Raw genomic sequence first — 20,152 nt, forward strand, 5'->3', positions numbered from 1 at the left:
TTCATTATTTACAATTCGAACGATATCTTTATATCTTTTATTATTTTCATTTAAATCCCATTATACATTTATATATTTCATTCTAAAAATACACGGGGGGTGTAACGCGTAAAAAAGCTCTCCGGTCTCCCCGGAGAGCTTTTTCTATTGCGCCTCTGCCTGCTCTTTTTCTGCCGGTTCATGATTGATGCGCTTTTTGATGCTCAGATGATAGTACGCATAGCAGAAAATAATGATCGGCACACCGCAGTACAAGCCGATTCTTTGATCCGGAATAAAAATAAGGCTGATCAACACGCAGCCATATAAACAAAATCCGAGAATCGGGACTAGCGGATAAAGCGGCGTTCTGAACTCCAGATCATTCACATTTCCGCCTTCAGCGAGGAAACGTCTGCGAAAGAAAAATTGCGACGCACAAATAGACATCCACGCGACAACTGTCACCATGCCCGAGATTGAGATACACCATAAATACACTGTTTCTGCGGCCATGACACTTGTCAGCAGCGAGCAGCCGGAAATGCCGAGCGTAATCAGCAGGGCATTCATCGGCACGCCTTTTTTTGTCAGTCTGGTGAGAAAGGAGGGACCCATTTGATTTGATGAAAGTGACCACATCATGCGCGACGCCGCATACAAACCCGAATTGGCAACAGATAAAATCGCCGTTAAGATGACAAAGTTCATAATATCTGCCGAAAATGGGATGCCGATTTGATCGAGCACCGCTACAAACGGGCTTTCAATGACTCCCGCCGTTTTGTACGGAAGGATGGCAACCAAGACGAACATTGCCAGCACAAAGAAAAACAGCGTGCGCCAAATGACATTCCGAATGGACTTTGGCAGTGTTTTTTCCGGACTTTCACTTTCCCCTGCCGCAATGCCGACAAGCTCCGTCCCCTGAAAGGAGAAATTCACCATGACCAGCGTAAACATAACTGCCAGCACCCCATTAGGGAAAAGTCCCCTGTCAGTCATAAAGTTAGACAAAAAGGGTGTTTCGTGTCCGCCTTTAAAGTCAATCAGGCCAAACACAGCGGCTCCGCCAATCACGATAAATAATATGATCGCCGTCACTTTAATGCTTGAGAACCAAAATTCCATTTCTGCAAAGCTTCTGACAGACAGTGCATTAATCAAAAAGATGACGATGCCAAACACGAGACACCATATCCAAATCGGAACGGAGGGCAGCCACCTTTGCATCAAAATGCCTGCTGACGTCAGCTCCAAACCTACTGTATTCGCCCAGCTGAACCAATACAGCCAGCCGATCATAAAGCCTGTCGACGGTCCCAGAAATTTAGTGGCGTAGGCCTGAAACGATCCGGCCACCGGCATGGCAACAGCCAATTCTCCTAAACAAAGCATAACGAGATACATTAAAAATCCGCCGATGATATACGCGGCAATGGCGCCGAGCGGTCCCGCCTGGCTAATGGTAAAGCCGGAGCCTAGAAACAGCCCTGTGCCAATCACCCCTCCCAAAGCAATCATAAACAAATGCCTGCTTTTCATACTGCGCTGCAATTCATTTTTATGATTCTGCATCATCCTTCCCCCTTTGATTCTTTTGCCGTGATGGTCATCCGGTAGCTTTGCAAAAGATGGACGGTGGTTTGCTGTATGAGGAGAGGCAATACATGAAATGTGTACGGTTTATAGACTCGTTCCGTCCATTTATGGCCGTCTTTTCCATACACGCCCATATTGATGGATGGAATATTCAGCTTGCGTATGTCTTTGAACGGAATGGTCCCAATCATATTCCACCCAGGGAAGTTTCTGATAAAAGAATCAATTTCGCCATCGGTTTCGTGCAGCGATAAGAAACTGCCGTCTGCCAAGTAGGGGAAAAACTTTTTGAAGACAAATGTTTCGCCTGTCGATTCAGCGGTTTTGTCAGCCGCTTCTTTAATCACATGCTGCAAAAGCTGATCTCTTGCGCTATCTTCTTTCAAATAGTTATGCGGCAGGTAAGGAGGTGCGTAAAATAGAATGACTTTTGCGCCTTGATCGGGGTCAAGCTTTTGAAGCTCTTCGATTGCCTGAAAGCATCTCATACGAAGTTCAAGGTGCTCGTTGGCTTTGAATGTCTGCTCAATACACTGTTCGGGATCTATTCCCCGGTTTCTCAGCTTTTCTAAGTATTGCTCCAGACTATACACTTGGATGCCCCATGATAAATGTTTCTTTGGCAGGTTGGCTCTTTTTGCATATTCTTCGTAATAGTCTGATAATTTTTGTTCTGTTTCCCGGCATGCTTCCTCAGTGACTTCAATAAGCAAATCCATCATTTCTTTTGCTGTTCTTTCATAAATAAAACAATTGAAATACAAGCTTGTGCTGACAGCCGTTTGCACATTATAGGATTCCTTGTTATCACGCTGATACAAACAGGATGGGGGCAGAACCAACTCCCCTTCAACCTTTTCCGCCAGATGAATATTATTGTGGAGACGGCTTGTGATTTCAGCTGAAATTAAATTCGGGTCAATCCCTGCCAGTGTATCGCCAACATGGACTTCACGACCGTAAATGTAAAAGCACGGCAGCAGTTTTCCCGCGGCTCCTGTATAGATATATCTTGTCTGATCACCATCGTAAAGCGGGGTAATAAAATCTGTATTAATGGCAGCCAGATAGTGAAGCTGTTTTTCTTTTTTTAGCCGGTTCAGCTCTGAAATGCTGGCGAGAATGCCCGAATGCTGGCTCTCCTCATCGGGATTGGCCATAAACAATACATTTCCCGGCAATGTCTCAAGGTTCTCCGAAAAATGCAGGAGATTGGCTAAATGCACGGCGATGCCGCTTTGCATATCGACAGATCCTCTTCCGAACATCCAATCGCCTGATTTGGCATCCCGCTGAACATCCTGATCGAACTCATAGCGGCTGAAATACTCGGCCAATTTCTCACAATCAAAAGCGATATCCTTTAAAGGGCCGAAATCTTCAATTCCGACTGTATCCAGATGGGCATGGTAAATGACTGTATTTCGGCTTTCTCCACGTCCTTCAATAAACGCAAAAATATTTTTGCGATTGTATGGGTCATTGGGAATGGCCTGTTCCCACACATGACTGGGGTGTTCCTGAAAATAAGGATAGCTTGTGATCACTTCTTTGATGAAATCCGCTTTTGTCCCTTCTCCAACGGTGCCGTTCACACTGCTGAGGCTGACCAGAGATGCTGTAAGCGCCTCCACTCTTTCAGCCGGATTCATGTGACTGATTTTTGTATACTGCATAAATTGCCCTCCTGATCAAACAGTTGAAATCGTGCGATTCGTTCAAGAATCGCACGATTTGATTTCTCTCAAATCAAAAAGCTTCGGACGTTGTTTTGGCTTGCATATGAAGAATTAAGTAATCGGGACCGCCTGCTTTTGAGTCTGTTCCAGACATATTAAAACCGCCGAACGGCTGATAGCCGACAATCGCTCCGGTGCAGCCTCTGTTGAAGTATAGGTTTCCGACATGGAAATCCTCGCGCGCCCGTTCAATGTGCGCACGGTTTTTCGTCAGAAGCGCGCCTGTTAATCCGTATTCCGTGTTGTTGGCAATCTCCAGCATATGATCGAAATCACGCGCTTTGCAAATCGCAACAACCGGGCCGAAAATTTCTTCCTGCATTAAGCGCGCGTTTTCATCAACATCTGCAAAGATCGTCGGCTGAATAAAGTAGCCTTTTGAATCATCGCCCTCTCCGCCGGCCAATAGCTTGCCTTCAGATTTGCCGATTTCAATGTATTTCATCACTTTGTTGTAGGATGCTTCATGAATCACGGGACCCATATACGTATCAGGATCTTCTGGATTGCCGACAGTCAGCGTTTTTGTCAGCGCTACAGCTTTTTTCACCACTTCATCATAAACATCCTGATGGATAACCGCGCGGGAGCCCGCAGAACACTTCTGTCCTGAATATCCAAATGCTGAGTACACGATAGAGGATGCAGCAAGGTCAAGATCGGCGTCCTTGTCGACAAGCACTGTGTCTTTTCCGCCCATCTCAGCAATTACCCGTTTGAGCCATTTTTGGCCCGGCTGCACTTTGGCGGCTCGCTCATAAATCCGGCAGCCGACTGCACGGGAACCTGTAAATGAGACAAACCGTGTCTTCGGATGCTCAACTAAGAAATCACCGATCTCCGCTCCATCTCCCGGAATGTAATTCAGAACGCCGTTTGGCAGGCCCGCTTCCTCCATGACCTCGACAAATTTTGCTGCCACTACCGGTGCTGCGTCAGCCGGTTTTAAGAGAATCGTATTTCCTGTCACAATCGCTGCCGCCGCTGTTCCCGCCATAATCGCAAGCGGGAAGTTAAATGGAGAAATGACGATGCCGACGCCAAGCGCTTCGTAATGATATTGATTGAACTCGCCAGCACGGCTCTTCACCGGAGCCCCTTCCTTGAGCTTTAACATTTGGCGCGCGTAGAACTCTAAAAAGTCTATCGCTTCAGCCGTGTCCGCATCTGCTTCCTTCCACGGTTTTCCCGCTTCCTTCACAAGATAGCTTGAAAATTCATGCTTTCTTCTGCGCAAAATAGCCGCTGCCTTAAAGAGAATATTCGCGCGGTGCTCCGGTCTTTGTTTTTTCCAGGAATCAAATGCCTGCAATGCGGCTTGCATCGCTTTTTCAGCAAGCTCTTGATCCGCTGTAGACGCGTACCCAATCACCTCTTCTTTGTTAGCCGGGTTAATAGAGATGATTTTGCGGTCCGTTTCAATTTTTTCTCCGTTTATAACAAGCGGATAATGCTTTCCAAGCTGAGTGTTTACAAAGGCCAATGACTCCCCAAATGCTGTTTTATTCATTGCTTCCGTAAAATCAGTAAATGGTTCGTGTGCGTATGTGACTGTCATATGTAGTCCCCCTCGTGTTATGAAATATATCTTCGCATATGAATAAAAATGCAAGAATCATGCCATTTTCTTGTCTTTTGCTGAAAAAACTTGTTGAATCGAACAGAAATTTGTCTAACAGGTGATTATCTTTCTCTTTTTTCGATCTTAAACGCAAATTATTTTTGCGGTTTTCGCCCTTTCCAAAAAGAAAAACGCAAAATTATTCTGCGGTGTCTTCCCCTCCGAAATTACACCCAACCGCGGAATCGCGATGCTTCTGCCGATTTTCTGATGCCTGTCATGTAAGCCGCCAAACGCATATCCACTTTATGTGTTGCCGCTGTCTGATAAATCGTTTCGAACGAGCTCACCATGACGCTTCTCAATTTTTCTGCAACCTCTTCTTCCGACCAATAATATCCTTGGTTATTCTGCACCCATTCAAAATAAGAAACCGTGACGCCGCCGGCACTCGCCAGGATATCCGGCACAAGCAGCACGCCTCTTTCATTCAGGATCTTAGTGGCGTCAATGGTTGTCGGTCCATTCGCCGCTTCAACGACGATTGACGCCTGAATGTTATGTGCGTTTTTGGCTGTGATTTGATTGGAGATCGCGGCAGGCACTAAAATATCGCATTCCTTTTCAAGCAGCTCCTCATTTGTGATGACGTCAGTAAATAAGTTGGTGACCATGCCGAAGCTGTCACGTTTATCGAGCAAATAAGGGATATCAAGGCCGTCCGGGTTGTAGAGCCCGCCATGGGCATCAGAAATCCCGATCACCTTCGCGCCCGCATCGTGCATGAATTTGGCCAGGAAGCTACCCGCGTTTCCAAAGCCCTGTATGATGATGCGCGCGTTTTGCAGCTTGATCCCTTTTTTCTTTACCGCCTCTTCAATACAAATCGTGACGCCCTGTGCCGTCGCCGTTTCCCGTCCTTGCGATCCGCCTAAAACAAGCGGCTTGCCTGTAATAAAGCCCGGAGAATCGAATTCCCGCAGCCGGCTGTACTCATCCATCATCCACGCCATAATCTGCGAATTTGTGTATACATCTGGAGCTGGAATATCCTTTGTCGGACCGACGATCTGGCTAATGGCACGGACATACCCCCTGCTCAGCCTTTCCAGTTCTCCAAATGACATTGTCCGCGGATCACAAATAATACCGCCCTTCCCGCCGCCGTAAGGAAGATTGGCAATCCCGCATTTGAGCGTCATCCAAATGGATAATGCCTTTACTTCCTCTTCATTGACTTCTGGATGGAAGCGAACGCCCCCTTTTGTCGGACCGACAGCATCATTGTGCTGTGACCGGTAGCCTGTGAACACTTTGACACTCCCATTGTCCATTTTGACCGGAATGCGGACAGTGAGCATTCTCTGCGGCTCTTTCATGAGTTCATACATATCGCCCGGATACCCCAGCTTCCGAATGGCTTCCTTAATGATCGTTTGGGTAGACAGAAATAAGTTAAGGGCTTCTTTTTCTTCATCTTTCGAGACTTGCTTTGCTGACATCTTTTTCACCTCATTGTTTTTTTGGCCGGCTGTAATGTAAGCGCTTTAAAAATTCAGCCCGCCAATTCCTTTCTTCATTGGATTCACCCTTATGATCATGCAAGATCCGTACCAGCTTTTGAATCCACAAAAAAAGAGACTGAAAACATCTCAGTCTCTGACTACAAATCTATCGATTAACGGGGGTCAATCACCAGCTGCGTTTCAGCATAAAAACTGCCGATTCCCAAACCGTTTACTACATCGCCTTTAATCGTGTAAGTGCCTGCGCGCGGAAGAGTTTTGCGCACCATGACGAGGTCAAATTCGGATGCGCCTAACAAATCAAGCGTAAGCGGGAGTCTGACTGTTTTTCCATCGTTTAAAATCTGTGTTTCTTTCAGTGTTCTTCCATTCACTGAATCTCTAGTCGTAGCATGAAACCCGTCAGGAAATTGAAATTCTATCGCTCCAAGAGAAAGAACCGCATTTGGTTTATATGTCACTTCAATATCAGAAGTGGTCCACTCTTTTGTGCTGTTGATCGTTTTTGCCTCGATTGATGCAGACTGTGCATGAGCTTGGCCTGAAGGAAGCAAGATTGATAGTAAGACAGCTGAACTGATCAATAATGAAGATACGAATGAAGTTCTTTTTAACATGACATTTCCTCCTCAAATCACTGTTGAATTTGGCCAGAGCGTCCTCTGCAGAAAAAGCGTTTTTTTGTAATTCGCGAATTACCAGTTCTTTTTCTTAAAAATTAATCTATCATCATTTTCCATGGAAGTAAATGCTTTTTTAGGAATATTAACACTTGGAATTACTTGAGAATTCCTTCCTGTTTATACAAGGTTCAAATGGAGGATTTCTCACTCTTTTTCTAGTAACTTCTACCTTTCGATTTCTATCTTTTATCCTATTTTAAAAAAGGACAAAAAAAGTCGAAGATGCCTCTGCTCTTCGATGATCACATTCCTATTTTTATCTGAATTCAGTGTTCCAGTTAAAACCGATCGTCTCATCATTCCACGGAATTCTTTTTTCATCAGGCTGATCCGGATTGTACGACATGGTGGTAAAGTAGATAATTGTCAGCGGCGTTTCTCCCAGCACTCTGTATCCGTGGGCCACCCCTTTTGGGATTAATAACAGCATCGGGTTGTCTTCACCCATATAATAGACGTCCGTTTCTCCTTTTGTCTTTGAGTCCTCTCGAAGATCGTATAGGACAACCTGAGCGTGACCGGTTGGGAAGAACCAGAGATCATCCTGCTTCTCATGATAATGAAATGCCTTAATCACACCCGGATAGCTTTTCGACCAAGAGGCCTGCCCGAAGTGCTCAAGAAGATTCTCATCATCCCGGACCAGCTCAGCAAAAAAGCCTCTGTCATCGCTATGCTTCGTCAATTTTTTCACCTTGACTCCATCAATCATGCTCACTGCTCCTTTCCTGCAAATACTCCCGTAACGCTTCCCGCCAATGGCGAGGGTGGATGCCGGCTTCTTCAATGGCCCGATGGCTCAGCACAGAGTATGCCGGGCGGGGCGTTTTGTTCCCGTATTCCTCTGTCGTTACAGGCAAAATGACTGTGGCCAGCCCGCTTTCTTCCATAATCGCCTTCGCAAACTCATACCAGCTGCATATGCCTGAATTACTGACATGATAGATGCCCGGCGGATGGCTGAACAGCTTGATGACCGCTTCTGCTAAATCCTTCGTATAAGTCGGCGAACCTATTTGATCGCTGACAACCCGCAGCTCTTGTTTCGTCTCAGCAAGGTTCAACATGGTTTCAACGAAATTGCTGCCGCCATGTCCGTACACCCAGGATGTTCTGATGATCGTGCTGTCTTTTGTTGCCAAACGAATCAGTTCTTCTCCGAGCTTTTTGCTTTTCCCATAGATGGTGTTTGGATCAAGGGGATCGTTTTCCTTGTAAGGCTGGGTTCCTTTCCCGTCGAATACATAGTCCGTGCTGATATGAACATATTGAGCGCCGATGCGGGTTGCCTCAAGCGCAGTATAATAAGCGCCAATTCCGTTGATCAAGTACGCTTTATCAAGCTCTTTCTCACATTGATCAACCGACGTAAACGCAGCGCTATTGACCACAATATCCGGCTTATAATGGCCAAACGAATGCCGTACTGAGCGCTGGTCAGCAATGTTCATCATCTTCTTTGTTAACGCAATGACCTCGTATCCGGCTTGCTTCAGCTGGCGGCACAGTTCCAGTCCAAGCTGTCCTCCCGCCCCAGTCACCAATACCTTTGTCAATCAGATCACCTTCTCATCGGTCATTGTCTGTATACCACTGAATCGTACGCGCAATGCCTTCTTCAAACGGCACTTCCTGCCGCCAGCCCAGTTCGTTTTTCAGTTTTGATGCATTGATTGCATAGCGCCGGTCATGCCCTTTTCGGTCTTCCACGTGGGCGAACAATTCCACACAGCCCAGGTGCTTCAAAATGGCACTCGCCAGCTCTTTATTCGTGCGTTCATTTCCGCCGCCGATGTTATACACCTCGCCGTCGGTTCCTTTTTCTAAAATCAGCTTGATCGCGCGGCAATGATCCTCCGCAAATAGCCAGTCTCGGATCTGGAGTCCATCGCCATAGAGCGGAACAGGCAGGCCCTGCTTCGCATGACGGATAATTGTCGGAATCATTTTTTCGCTGTGCTGATAAGGGCCGTAATTGTTGCTGCATCGTGTAATGATCGCCGGAAGCTTGTGGGTTTTCACATAAGACAATACGAGCAAATCAGAGCTTGCTTTGCTGGCTGAGTAAGGGTTATTAGGAGAAAGCGGCGTCGTTTCTGTAAACGCTGGATCATCCGCTTCTAAATCCCCGTACACCTCATCAGTTGAAATATGAATCAGCTTCTTGGCTTTGCCTTGCAAGACCGCTTCCGCCAATCGGTATGTCCCCATGACATTTGTGGTGATAAACGGCTCCGCTTGAGAAATGCTTCTGTCCACATGCGATTCTGCAGCGAAGTGAATGACCCCGTCATAGGTCTCGTCAAACGCGCGGTCGATATCCTCCTGAACGCTGATGTCCCCTTTTATAAAGCGAAATCGGCTATTTTGCTTTAATTTTTCCATTTCTTCCGGGTGGCTGGCGTACGTCAGTTTATCTAAAACGGTAATGCGCGCATCCGTTTCCCTCAGCATGAGCTTTGTAAACGTGAGCCCGATGAAGCCGGCCCCGCCCGTAATTAAATATGATTTTGCCATCACTTTTCGTCCTGTCCTTTCTGTAAAGCCTTGTGTACAAGCTGGGAAGCGAGATAAAGCGATTCGTGAGTTCCGGCATCTACCCACCAGCCTGATAACACATCATACGTAAGCTGGCTGTTTTCGATGTATAGATTATTCACATCGGTGATTTCCAGCTCGCCTCGCTTTGATGGTGATATTTGTTCAATATACGAAAATACCTCTGCATCATACATATAAATGCCGGTAACGCAAAGGTTGGTCGGCGGCTGTTCGGGCTTCTCGATGATGGAACGAATCCGTGTGTTTTCTTCATCAATCTCAGCGATTCCGAAGCGTTCCGGGTCATCAACTTCTTTCAGCAGCACCTTTGCCCCTTTCCCCTGCTGTTCAAAGCGTTCTGTATAAGGCTTCAATGAATCTTCAAATATATTATCACCTAATAATAAAATGAAAGACTCTTTTTTCGTAAAGCGCTTTGCATAAGACAGTCCATCCGAAATGCCCGATGCTGCAGGCTGTACCTGATAAGTGATTGTAACGCCAAGCTCTTCACCGTTCCCAAGCAGTTTATAAAATTGCGGCATATGCTCTTTTTGGCTGATGAGTAAAATGTCTTTTATTCCGGCTTCCTCCAGCTTCATAATCGACCAGTATATCATCGGATACGGGCCTACAGGAAGCAAATGCTTGTTGACGGCTTTCGTTAAGGGCATAAGGCGTGAGCCGTTTCCTCCGGCTAAAATAACACCTTTCACATTAACACTTCCTTACATGCATTTTTATACCTTTTGTTCATGTAATTCTTGAAGAATAGCTGTTACCCGCTTGATGCCTTTTCCATCCACGAACGGCCTTCCTCCCTTGTGCAAAGAAAGGCGAAGAGGATAGCTGCTGATGATTCGTGTCATCTGATAGATAAGCGTCTCATCCGTCACTAGCTCTCCCAGACCAAGATCAAGAACGGCGCCTTGTTCAGCAAATGTTCTGGCTGTTGCCGTTTGGTGCTCAACCTGAGATAGAACAAGGCACGGCACGCCGATGCAAATGGCTTCAAACAGTGAGATGCCGCCGGCGACAATGGCTGCGTCCGCTTGTTTCATCAAACCCGCCATATCATTTGTCTGTTCGATCACCTTGTACTGCGGCTTCTTTTCGATGCGCCTTCGGACTGCCGCTTGATGCGGTGAAGCGCTCCCCATCACAAACATCATGTTTTTGTCTTTTATGGCAGGGACTTGATCAGCGGCAGCCAGCACTTTAAAAATAAGCTGCTTCGGATCACTTCCTCCTAATGCAACAAGGATAGTGCGGCAGTCTTTCTTAAGTGTGTAATCCTCTCTTGCGGCCTGAAAGGCGGGGTGAAGAATAAGATAGTCCGGGCCTTCATAGACGCTTGTGTTTCCCTGAACGTACACCCCGCTTCTGATGTCACCGTAAATGCCGTTAATGACCGCGTCACTATATTGAATCGATTTACCATTTTTCTCTTCAAAAAGAACAATTTTCGCATCTGTTTCCGTCTTTATTTTCTTTAACAGCTCTGCAGGCGCACCTAGAATATCAAATAAAAGCAAATCAAGCTTTTTGCTTTTTATTTCCCGGAGAATAAATTCGTGCTGCTGCAGCTCCGGTTTTACGATGACACGCCAATGCTCTTCATGAAGAAACGCTTCAGATTCCTGATTCGTGTAAAACGTAATCAAGCAGCTCTGTTTGAGTTCTTCCGCAAGTCTCTTCATCCGGACAACATGGCCCATTCCCTTTTCATAGCCCCCGTCTGCGAAGATCCCAACATGCATGGCTATTCAGCCTCTCGTTCGATCGCCGCATCGGGGTTCCGGTTCAAAAGGGTGATAAGCTCTGAAGCGGATACATCGGGGCGCTCGCCTGCTTTTTGATAGAGGGCCTTTATCGATTCATAGTCTTCCTTTGTATCAATGGTGAGCCGATATCGAGGGGCGCGAAATCGTTCCGGCGCCTCTAAAAATTGAACACGATAAAGAGCTGGATGATTCCTTATATATAACGTGACATGCTCATGATATTGATCCTCCAAAGCCTGTATACGGCTGATGTCAATTAACAGGTTGGCGTTGACCACTTCGCCGCAAATCCCTAATGGGGCATTCAGGATATACGTATAATCCGCGCCTTGATCAAAATGTGCCTTAATCATTACATCGAGCAGCTCTGGATCAACAAACGGATTATCACCCGTTAACCGGATGATGACTGACGGTTTGACAGCCTCTATGACTTTTACAAACCTATCGAGAACACGTTCTTCGCTCCCGCGGAAAACGCGATAGCCATGTCTGATGCAGTGCGCCTCTAATATGTCGTCAGTTTCTTTGTCAGACGTGGCAATGACAAGATTATCTCCATCCTTTTGGTAAAACGCGCTTTTCCGGACGCGGTGAACGAGAATATCAAGTAAACGATTCGATCCGAGCGGCCGAAGCACTTTTCCCGGCAGCCTTGTTGAACCCATTCTCGCTTGAATGATAAAGAGAATGTCATTCATGAAACGGGCTGTCCTTCATTAAAATGTCATCCCAGACAATGCCTGTGTCGGCCGGAATGTCTCTTACAGCCCGAACACCGCCGGTCAGCAGTTCAAAAAATCTCGGGTGCAGTCCCTGCGGCTTTTGTCCGGGCCGAAGCACTGCGATATTGTCTTCGCTAAAGGCTTCACCTTTTTGAATCGGAGCTGTTGTAAAAATGCCTCTGTATGCAAAATTTCTGATTTCACCTTCGATGGCGGTTGTTGTTTTGTATGAACTGCCAAGCAGTTTTGCAGAGACTGGCTTTTTGATCCCCTGTTTCAGCTCAGCTTCCGTTTTCCTGATGCCATCGACCATTTCTTTCAATTCATCCGGATTTAATGCAAACGAGTGGTCGGCACCCGGCAGATTTTTATCGATCGTAAAATGCTTTTCTATCAGTTTTGCCCCGAGCCGAACCGCGGCGCACGGCGCTTCTGTCGGATGCTCGCTATGATCGGAGAAGCCGATTACCGCCTCAGGAAAAGCGGCGGCAAGCATCGGAATGACGCTAAGGTTGCTGTACTCCGGCGGTGCAGGGTATTTCGCCACACAATGCATTATGGCAATTTGATTGTTTCCCTCTGCTCTGATGGTGCGCCAAGCTTCGTGAACGTCAGAGATTTCAGCTCCGGCTGTCGAGAAAATCATCGGCCTGTTCAGCCGGGCGACATATTTGAGCAGCGGGAGATGGTTAATTTCATAGGATGCGATTTTAAAAGCGCTCGGCGAGGTAGACTGAAGCAGATCAGCTGACCCCTCGTCACATACCGTACTTAAAAAGATCACCTGCTTTTCGCGGCAGTAATCCAATAACGGTGAAATCCACTCAGCGGGCATTTCCATAGATTGAACCAAAGAAAAAATAGAGACGTCCTTGCCCGCTGCTGTTTTGTACAAACCAGGATCTTTCTGGTACATCCTATCAGCCTGGAACATTTGAAATTTCACGGCATCCGCTCCCGCTTCCGCCGCGGCGTCTATCAGCGCAAAAGCCTGATCAAGCTTCCCGTCATGATTAATCCCCGCCTCGGCGATAATAAATACAGGAGCGTCATGCCCTACAGTTTTATTCACGATCTGAAACTTTGCCATTATTTCGCCTCCTTGCCCGGCCAAATATGATAATAGTAATACGATTGTTCAGCAGTGAAGCCCATACGTTCATAAAGACGGATCGCCCTTACATTGTGAAGCTGCGTCCCCGCTGTTACCGTTCTATGCTTCTGGGTCTCCGGTTGTTCTATGAGATTCGCCAATAAATGAAAGGCAATACGTTTTCCTTCAAATCCCGGCTTTACAGCCATCAAATCGAGAATGCACTCATCATCTCTTGATAAGCCCTGAAGATATCCAATGACCTCTTCATTGTGTTTAGCGACAATATTGACCGCCGCTCTTCCATTCAGATTGTTTCGTGTCCACTCCTGAAAAATGTTGTTTGCTGCATCGCGGCTGAGATGAGGATCCTGAAAATATCTGCTTTTTGTAAACGAGTCTCGGGCCAGCTCACATATCGCTTCTGTGTCTCCGGGCTCAGGCGGGCCCAGTTCAAAAAATGGCGGGGTTTTGTCATAAAAAGACGGAGGCATCGCCAGCTTCAGCAAGCTGCCGACAAAGTAAGAGGACGGCTGCTGCTGTATCACATGCGCGGCTCCAATATCTTCAGCCGGAACACGGACAAAGATAAAATCCGTTTCATCCATTTGGCGTACAGAATAAAAAGCTTCAAACAGCCTCTTCAGCTGCCCGGTGCTGTTTGCTGCAAGAAGTTTGACATTCATGACTTTCTTCTGAAGCACCTTGCTTTCCCACAAAGAATCTTCGTAAAGCAATACGCCTTGGAGCCTGCTGTTTTCAAAAAGGCCGAGGGAAAATTGATAAGGAACATCCAGTGTAAGCTGTCGGCTTTGGAGAAATTCCTCAATCGCATGTTTGGAGACATGTTCTTTTACCGTATACACTTAACCAGCCCCTTTTACGATATCCCGCACAGCTTCAATGACATCATGTACATCGTCGTCAGACATTGATGGATAAAGCGGGAGAGAAAGGGTTCGTTTATAGTAATTCATAGCATTCGGGAAGTCCGATTCCTTAAATCCAAATTGCTTTTGATAATACGGATGAATGTGTACTGGAATAAAATGAACGCTCGTGCCGATATTGTATTTATCCTTTAAAGCCGTAATCATTTCGCCTCGCGTGACCCCGGCCTTTTTTTCATCAACTTGCAGAACATATAAATGCCAGGCGTGCCTGCCGTCATCATGAACAAACGGCGTGATCAGCCCTGGAATCTGCTGAAAAGCGGCTTGATAGCGGCCGGCAATCTCTTCTCTCCGTTTCTGCATATTATCCAGCCGTTTCAGCTGATGAAGTCCGAGAGCCGCCTGCAAATCAAACATATTCATCTTATAGCCGGGCGATTCGACTTCATAGTACCAGCTGCCATTTGAAGAATAACGGTTCCATGCGGCTTTACTCATGCCATGAAGGCTTAGCACCCGGATCTTATCGGCAAGCTCCTCATCATCAGTCGTCAGCATGCCGCCTTCCCCTGTCGCGAGGTTTTTGGTGGCGTAAAAGCTGAATGCCGTTGCATCCCCGATAGAACCGATCATTCTTTGCTTATAAGTCGTATATACCGCATGTGCCGCATCCTCCAGCACGAATAAACCATGATTTTGGGCAATTGCCAATATCGCATCCATATCGCAGGACTGCCCGCCAAAGTGGACAGGTACAACTGCTTTCGTTCTCGGCGTGACGGCCGCCTCAAGCTTTACCGGGTCAATATTGAGCGTGTTTTCGTCAATATCCGCAAACACAGGCGTCGCTCCCGTATGAATAATCGTATTGGCGGTCGAGCTGAACGTAAGCGGAGAGGTAATAACCTCGTCCCCAGGCCCGATCCCTTTTGCTTTCAAAGCCAAAAATAAAGCTGCTGTACATGAATTCACCGCCACGGCGTGCTTCGCCCCGACAAACGCGGCAAACTCTTTTTCAAACTGCTGAACCTTCGGGCCTTTGGAGAGCCATCCCGATTCAAGCGTTTCTGTAACCTCCTGAATTTCTTCTTTACCGATTAACGGCAATGAGTAAGGGAGAAAATGATTTCTCTTTTGCACCATTTCTTTGCGCTCCTATCATTTTATTCAGTATCTTCCCGCCTATAATCAACCCCTGTTTTGGCTTTCAGTTCCGTAAATAAAGCGTTTGTTGATTCTGCCACCGGATAATTAGCCGCTATGAATGCCAGACGCGCCTCTTCCGCTTTTTGATGCATGCCGGGGCTTCGAAGAACCTCAACCAAGGTGTGCGCCAGTTCATCCGGCTGGCCAAAAATAAAATCGCCAAGAGATTCATAGTACGGATACGAACGATTTCCGGATGATTTTCCGATCAGCACAGGTTTTTGAAACAGCATGGCTTCAAGACCGACTGTTGAGGTTTGCGTCACTGCGGCATCAGCATACGGCAGCAAATCATAAAGGTCCAGCTCCTTTTTGATGACTCTGCATGCTTGATGTTTTTTCGCCGCAGCGTGATACAGATCAAGCTTGTTTTTTCCGATTTCCCACGGGTGGGGTTTGATGATGATTTGCAGCTGCTTCTGATCAGAAAGCCCTTCCAGCACACCGGAATAAAAATCTTCCGAAAACGGCTGAGTGGCAATGAGCACAATTTTTTTAGACGGATGAAAAGCAAGTTTTCGATAGAATATGGACATATCTATAGGGGTTCTGTTAAAAATCTGATCGAAGCGGGGATGTCCCGTTACAAGAATCTGCTCGGGTTTACAGCCTTTTCGTATGAACCACTCTGCTTCATACGCACCGAAAACTGCTTGATAGGTTGTAAAAACAGGAATGAAGGCTTCATCTCCCATCAACGCGCCATGCTGAAGACAAATGCTGACGGCCCCTTTCCTTTGACACATGAGAGCGAGCACCCTGCTGTAAATATCTTCTGCCGTACCGACAATAACAGCTGAAATCTTTTCCTGTTTAAACAGCGCATCAACTGTATCAATGGCCTCTATAAATAAAGGAATGTCTTTGAAAAGCCGGTCGCGAAACGCTTGATCACCAAATGCCGGGTGATCATCATAAGGGGCGAGAATCGAACAGGCTGTTTCGAGAAAAGGCTTCGAATCGCCTTTTTGGCATGATTCCGCAATCGCCCGCTTGCTAATCACAGGCAGATCACAATAATGCGGCAAGCTCCACCTAGCCAGAACAGCGGTTTTTTCAGGATCAAATTGATAGTAATTTTCGTTTGAAAAACGCAGGTAATCAAAGTGCAAAATGACTTTCCCTTTAACAGGTTCGTCATTTGTTTTAACGATGTTTTGGATTCTTTCTTCAAAAAACGGCTGAATCTGTCCCTCATCAATATGCTGATCCACCGGTCCGAATAACTCTGGTTCTTCTTCCATCATCACCCTCAGCTCAGGGCTGATGTATTGATAAAAGTTACTGATAAGCCCAAGCGGAATCCCTTTGTAGCGAAGTTTGTCAAAAAGCTCGACATACTTCCGGTACAGCACCCAATAATTGCTTAAATAGGCCGACAAGCTCTCACCCCATTCCAAGCTTTTTTAATGATTCACGCAGCTCTCGGCAATTTCGCTGCGGAGGCAGGTTCCTGACAAATTCATTTTTTTCTGATTCAAACAGCTGAAAGTGAATTGATTGGTCGGTAATATAATTCAGATCCAGCTCCTCATCCAGCGGGAAAAACGGATAAAAATGATTGACTCTCCAAAAGAACCGGGCATCTCCTATACGGTAAAACGCCGGGCTTTCATCCCAATAGGAGCCAAACTTCTCCTTTACCTTCTCGAGCACCGAATATCTGTGCATCACCGAGCAATGATCGATTGCGCACGGCGCGTTCCATGTCACTTGAGCGGCAGGCCTGACCGTTTCTTTTACAATGTCGCGATGCTCGTTTAAATGATAGGTTTTGGAGGCTGAGTAAATCACAGCCTTTTCAGGATGGGCATCGAGCTCCTGCACCATTTTCAGGAGCCGATCCGGCATATAGATGTTGTCATCCGTCGCATAGGTGATATATTCACCCTCCGCCATCTCAATTGCCTGATTGATCAGTGCCGCGTACCTCGTTTTTTCTGTTCTTTCCTTTACTCCAGATACATCACTTTGATAAAAACGCACTCGGTTATCATTCAAAAAAGGACGGATTACATTCAGCGTCTCTTCATTAGAGTTGTCATCCATAATAAACAATTCAAAATCTGAAAACGTTTGTGAGAGTATGCTAGAAATGGACTTTGCCACATAATCGCTTTTGTTATAACTCGTCATAATGACTGATACTTTCGGCAAATCCTACACCTCCTTCTTGGAACTTCACACCTGAAACTATCGTTATCTTATGTTGCTTATGCTCAAGTTGCGCTAGGGATACAAACCAATATGCGAAAAGTTTGTGTATGTCTATGAAAAACAGCGGCTGCCAGAGTGAAATCTGATCCGTCCGCTGTTCTTTTTCAGCATATTCCAAGCATCAGCCTCATAAGGTGAAAGAGATAAAAATCGCACCAGCGACTAAGATCGTTTTCCATCGGAGGTGAGTCATCGCGGAGCGTTCACCTATACATCCAGAACATTTTGAATGGCTTTCATAAAAAGGAGGAACGATATGAAACCGAAAAAAAATCAATACCAGCAAATGCAGGGATTTGATAATATGCAGGGGTACCAGCCTCAGTTCGGCGCCAATCCTTACCCGCAGCAAGGCCAAGGGTCACAAATGCAGACGATGGGGATGCAGCCAATGATGCCAATGCAGCAGGGACAGCAAGGACAGCAGGGGTTTGGATTCCCGAGCCAGCAGCAGGGCGGCGGGTTTCAAATTCCTTCAGGGCCTACACCATCAGCACCGGGCCAAAGCGTTCCCGGCATGCTGCCTGTTGAGGAATCTTACATCGAGAATATTTTGCGCCTGAACCGGGGAAAAACGGCCACCATTTATATGACATTTGAAAACAGCAAGGAATGGGGCTCGAAGATCTTTCGCGGCGTCATCGAAGCAGCAGGCCGGGATCACATCATTATCAGTGACCCGAAATCAGGAACACGCTATCTGCTCCTGACAATCTACCTCGATTACATTACATTTGATGAAGAAATTGCTTATACGTATCCATATTCCATGGCGTCCTATTCACCAAGATAAGAAAAAAGCCAATCACTCATATGATGAGGATTGGCTTTTTTGTTTAGAGATATTTGACGGCTGCGACAACAATCATAATCCAAGAAATAATAAACGCCACACCGCCGAGCGGGGTGATCGCTCCAAGAATGGAGATTTGCGTCACACTTAGAATATATAGGCTTCCGGAGAACAGCACTATTCCCGCAAACATCAGCCATCCGGCTGTCGTGACACTGCCTATGCCGGATAATTTATCTGCCAGAAACGCGACAACGAAAAGCCCCAGGGCGTGATACATATGGTACTGCACGCCTGTGTGCCAAACCTGAAGATATTTATCAGGTATTTTCCCTTCTAATCCGTGAGCGCCAAATGCGCCGAGCCCCACGGCAAGCAGGGCGTTAATGGCCCCTAATATGATAAAAACTTTCATCTATCTCTCCCGCCTTTTCGTTAAACTCATATCATTTATCTTATCGCACCTGCACCAAAATTCAATGTTTGTTCTCTGTTGACACGAGATTGTCGGATTTTCTCCTGCGCCAAAGCTGGAACTGGTCAGCTGCTATTGCAGCAAGCGTCCCTAATACGAGCCCGTTGCTTAACAAAGAAATAAAAACCGGATGCAATCCCTTTAACGCAGTTTCCGGAACAAACATGATACCGACCCCTGTCAGCAGCGAGACGCCGATGACAGACCGCACCCTTTTTAATTCTTCTTTCTCATATGAATCAAATTCGGCAAAGGCCAGACCGCCCATTGCGGAGAACACAACAAAATTCACCGCGAATCCGACAGGTGACGGCAGACTCGCAAACGTGTTCATAAAAAACGGGATCACGCTGATCACGATAACCAGAATACTGCCGAGCATAAACGGTTTTTTAGAAGGCATTTTGGTCGTTTCAATAAAACCTGCGGCTCCCGAAATCGGAACCGGCGCAATGGCTCCCGTCAAACCGCTAAGCAGATGGCTGAATGAAGCGGCAAAACCGGCATGGCGTTCATGATGCTTTCCATCAGGCTGTTTGCTGAATTTTTTCACGGCGATGTCCACGACCTTCATGCTCGCCAGCATATTCACGATCAGCAAGATGGTAATAAAAATAGATGTGATGATCAGGCCGCTGTTAAATAACGGGGTCCCAAAAGGAAACAGGGAAGGCAGCTGAAACAGCCGGTCCGGCATCTCAATCGGCTTTGCCGCCCCGGCAGCTGCAAACAGCACCCATCCTCCAAACAAGGCTAATAAGATAGAATATTGCTTGAAAAACATGATATTCGAATTTGTCATCATAAAGGCGGCAGCGATCACAACAAGCGCCAAGGCAAATACAAGACCGTCCACTCCGTCCTTTCGATAGCCGATCCCGAGAATTCCTTTTATAATGGGCTGACTCAGCTGCATCACAAGAAGCAATAAATAGACGCCCGTGACAACCGGAGTAAACAATTTTGCAAGCCGGTCAATGACCTTGAAAACACTTAACAAAAAGAAACATACAGCGCTTACAAGAAGAGCTCCCTGCAACCCCCGCAGTGTGTCTCCATATGTTGCAAACACAGTTCCCGTCAGCCCTGCGTAGATCGTATACACTCCCCACCACAAACCGGCGGGGCTTTCATTGATCGGCAGTCTGTGGCCTTTCAAACACTGAATGACGGCGGCAATTCCCAGTACAAAAAAAGTGCTTTGAATCAATCTCGCAGAATCTGAGTGATCCAGATGAAATGACTGGGCAACCGCCACCGGAACAACAATCGCCGCAGCAATGATAAACGCTGTCCATTGCAGCGCGCCAAGAACCAATTTCACGTAAGCTCAAC

20 protein-coding genes are annotated in these 20,152 nt (G+C 46.6%); 1 reads left to right on the plus strand and 19 read right to left on the minus strand.

Annotation, left to right across the window (positions count from 1 at the left end; genetic code table 11):
- Window positions 1–144: 144 nt before the first annotated feature.
- From BLL41_RS10045 to BLL41_RS10125, 17 genes are all read right to left on the minus strand, one after another.
- A complete protein-coding gene (locus BLL41_RS10045; protein ID WP_071577723.1) occupies window positions 145–1,557 on the minus strand; it encodes an amino acid permease in 1,413 nt (470 codons plus the stop codon).
- On the minus strand, window positions 1,557–3,257 hold the full coding sequence (locus BLL41_RS10050; RefSeq protein WP_071577724.1) for a M20 family metallopeptidase: 1,701 nt from the start codon (window positions 3,255–3,257) through the stop codon (window positions 1,557–1,559). The genes BLL41_RS10045 and BLL41_RS10050 overlap by 1 nt, the downstream gene beginning before the upstream one ends.
- Before the next feature lie 73 nt (window positions 3,258–3,330).
- Entirely contained in the window at window positions 3,331–4,878 is a 1,548-nt protein-coding gene (pruA, locus tag BLL41_RS10055; RefSeq protein WP_071577725.1) for an L-glutamate gamma-semialdehyde dehydrogenase, read from the minus strand.
- 230 nt (window positions 4,879–5,108) lie between these two features.
- Window positions 5,109–6,383: a glutamate dehydrogenase gene (gene rocG / locus BLL41_RS10060; RefSeq protein WP_014665807.1), complete on the minus strand. Its 1,275-nt coding sequence runs from the start codon at window positions 6,381–6,383 to the stop codon at window positions 5,109–5,111.
- Between the two features lie 176 nt (window positions 6,384–6,559).
- The gene (gene bslB, locus BLL41_RS10065; RefSeq protein ID WP_071577726.1) at window positions 6,560–7,024 is read right to left on the minus strand and encodes a biofilm surface layer hydrophobin BslB; all 465 of its coding nucleotides are present in this window, start codon (window positions 7,022–7,024) and stop codon (window positions 6,560–6,562) included.
- A gap of 322 nt (window positions 7,025–7,346) precedes the next feature.
- Window positions 7,347–7,802, minus strand: coding sequence for a dTDP-4-dehydrorhamnose 3,5-epimerase family protein (locus BLL41_RS10070; protein ID WP_003222100.1), 456 nt, complete (start codon window positions 7,800–7,802; stop codon window positions 7,347–7,349).
- Window positions 7,795–8,646 (minus strand): dTDP-4-dehydrorhamnose reductase, encoded by an 852-nt coding sequence (gene rfbD / locus BLL41_RS10075; RefSeq protein ID WP_071577727.1) that lies wholly within the window; start codon window positions 8,644–8,646, stop codon window positions 7,795–7,797. The genes BLL41_RS10070 and rfbD overlap by 8 nt, the downstream gene beginning before the upstream one ends.
- Window positions 8,647–8,659: 13 nt before the next feature.
- Entirely contained in the window at window positions 8,660–9,607 is a 948-nt protein-coding gene (gene rfbB / locus BLL41_RS10080) for a dTDP-glucose 4,6-dehydratase (protein ID WP_071577728.1), read from the minus strand.
- A complete protein-coding gene (locus BLL41_RS10085; RefSeq protein ID WP_071577729.1) occupies window positions 9,607–10,347 on the minus strand; it encodes a sugar phosphate nucleotidyltransferase in 741 nt (246 codons plus the stop codon). Before BLL41_RS10085 ends, rfbB begins: the two co-directional genes overlap by 1 nt.
- Before the next feature lie 24 nt (window positions 10,348–10,371).
- Window positions 10,372–11,391: a PseG/SpsG family protein gene (locus BLL41_RS10090; RefSeq protein WP_071577730.1), complete on the minus strand. Its 1,020-nt coding sequence runs from the start codon at window positions 11,389–11,391 to the stop codon at window positions 10,372–10,374.
- Between the two features lie 2 nt (window positions 11,392–11,393).
- A complete protein-coding gene (locus tag BLL41_RS10095; RefSeq protein WP_071577731.1) occupies window positions 11,394–12,116 on the minus strand; it encodes a glycosyltransferase family protein in 723 nt (240 codons plus the stop codon).
- Entirely contained in the window at window positions 12,109–13,230 is a 1,122-nt protein-coding gene (locus BLL41_RS10100) for an N-acetylneuraminate synthase family protein (protein ID WP_071577732.1), read from the minus strand. Before BLL41_RS10100 ends, BLL41_RS10095 begins: the two co-directional genes overlap by 8 nt.
- Window positions 13,230–14,099 (minus strand): GNAT family N-acetyltransferase, encoded by an 870-nt coding sequence (locus tag BLL41_RS10105; protein ID WP_071577733.1) that lies wholly within the window; start codon window positions 14,097–14,099, stop codon window positions 13,230–13,232. The genes BLL41_RS10100 and BLL41_RS10105 overlap by 1 nt, the downstream gene beginning before the upstream one ends.
- A complete protein-coding gene (locus BLL41_RS10110) occupies window positions 14,100–15,269 on the minus strand; it encodes a DegT/DnrJ/EryC1/StrS family aminotransferase (RefSeq protein WP_071577734.1) in 1,170 nt (389 codons plus the stop codon). It lies immediately after the preceding gene.
- Window positions 15,270–15,289: 20 nt separating this feature from the next.
- Window positions 15,290–16,714, minus strand: a complete 1,425-nt coding sequence (locus tag BLL41_RS10115; protein ID WP_071577735.1) for a CDP-glycerol glycerophosphotransferase family protein — start codon at window positions 16,712–16,714, stop codon at window positions 15,290–15,292.
- A gap of 4 nt (window positions 16,715–16,718) precedes the next feature.
- Window positions 16,719–17,489, minus strand: a complete 771-nt coding sequence (gene spsA / locus BLL41_RS10120; protein ID WP_071577736.1) for a spore coat dTDP-glycosyltransferase SpsA — start codon at window positions 17,487–17,489, stop codon at window positions 16,719–16,721.
- Window positions 17,455–17,667, minus strand: a complete 213-nt coding sequence (locus BLL41_RS10125; protein ID WP_256252425.1) for a hypothetical protein — start codon at window positions 17,665–17,667, stop codon at window positions 17,455–17,457. Before BLL41_RS10125 ends, spsA begins: the two co-directional genes overlap by 35 nt.
- Before the next feature lie 138 nt (window positions 17,668–17,805).
- Here BLL41_RS10125 and gerQ point away from each other — a divergent pair, with 138 nt between their 5' ends.
- On the plus strand, window positions 17,806–18,342 hold the full coding sequence (gerQ, locus tag BLL41_RS10130) for a spore coat protein GerQ (RefSeq protein ID WP_071577737.1): 537 nt from the start codon (window positions 17,806–17,808) through the stop codon (window positions 18,340–18,342).
- Window positions 18,343–18,385: 43 nt separating this feature from the next.
- Here gerQ and BLL41_RS10135 read toward each other — a convergent pair whose 3' ends face one another.
- Both BLL41_RS10135 and BLL41_RS10140 read right to left on the minus strand, forming a co-directional pair.
- On the minus strand, window positions 18,386–18,757 hold the full coding sequence (locus tag BLL41_RS10135; protein ID WP_003227446.1) for a DUF423 domain-containing protein: 372 nt from the start codon (window positions 18,755–18,757) through the stop codon (window positions 18,386–18,388).
- Between the two features lie 61 nt (window positions 18,758–18,818).
- Complete coding sequence (locus BLL41_RS10140) at window positions 18,819–20,141, minus strand: purine/pyrimidine permease (protein WP_071577738.1); 1,323 nt, start codon at window positions 20,139–20,141, stop codon at window positions 18,819–18,821.
- Between the last annotated feature and the right edge of the window lie 11 nt (window positions 20,142–20,152).

The organism is Bacillus sp. FMQ74, assembly GCF_001875785.1.
GTDB classification, from domain to species: Bacteria; Bacillota; Bacilli; order Bacillales; family Bacillaceae; genus Bacillus; species Bacillus stercoris.

Excerpts from the sequence above, each read along its gene's own strand:
- BLL41_RS10045 (WP_071577723.1), bottom strand. The coding sequence starts at position 1,557 with ATGCAGAATCATAAAAATGAATTGCAGCGCAGTATGAAAAGCAGGCAT.
- BLL41_RS10050 (WP_071577724.1), bottom strand. The coding sequence starts at position 3,257 with ATGCAGTATACAAAAATCAGTCACATGAATCCGGCTGAAAGAGTGGAG.
- pruA (WP_071577725.1), bottom strand. The coding sequence starts at position 4,878 with ATGACAGTCACATACGCACACGAACCATTTACTGATTTTACGGAAGCA.
- rocG (WP_014665807.1), bottom strand. The coding sequence starts at position 6,383 with ATGTCAGCAAAGCAAGTCTCGAAAGATGAAGAAAAAGAAGCCCTTAAC.
- bslB (WP_071577726.1), bottom strand. The coding sequence starts at position 7,024 with ATGTTAAAAAGAACTTCATTCGTATCTTCATTATTGATCAGTTCAGCT.
- BLL41_RS10070 (WP_003222100.1), bottom strand. The coding sequence starts at position 7,802 with ATGATTGATGGAGTCAAGGTGAAAAAATTGACGAAGCATAGCGATGAC.
- rfbB (WP_071577728.1), bottom strand. The coding sequence starts at position 9,607 with ATGGCAAAATCATATTTAATTACGGGCGGGGCCGGCTTCATCGGGCTC.
- BLL41_RS10090 (WP_071577730.1), bottom strand. The coding sequence starts at position 11,391 with ATGCATGTTGGGATCTTCGCAGACGGGGGCTATGAAAAGGGAATGGGC.
- BLL41_RS10095 (WP_071577731.1), bottom strand. The coding sequence starts at position 12,116 with ATGAATGACATTCTCTTTATCATTCAAGCGAGAATGGGTTCAACAAGG.
- BLL41_RS10100 (WP_071577732.1), bottom strand. The coding sequence starts at position 13,230 with ATGGCAAAGTTTCAGATCGTGAATAAAACTGTAGGGCATGACGCTCCT.
- BLL41_RS10110 (WP_071577734.1), bottom strand. The coding sequence starts at position 15,269 with ATGGTGCAAAAGAGAAATCATTTTCTCCCTTACTCATTGCCGTTAATC.
- gerQ (WP_071577737.1), top strand. The coding sequence starts at position 17,806 with ATGAAACCGAAAAAAAATCAATACCAGCAAATGCAGGGATTTGATAAT.
- BLL41_RS10135 (WP_003227446.1), bottom strand. The coding sequence starts at position 18,757 with ATGAAAGTTTTTATCATATTAGGGGCCATTAACGCCCTGCTTGCCGTG.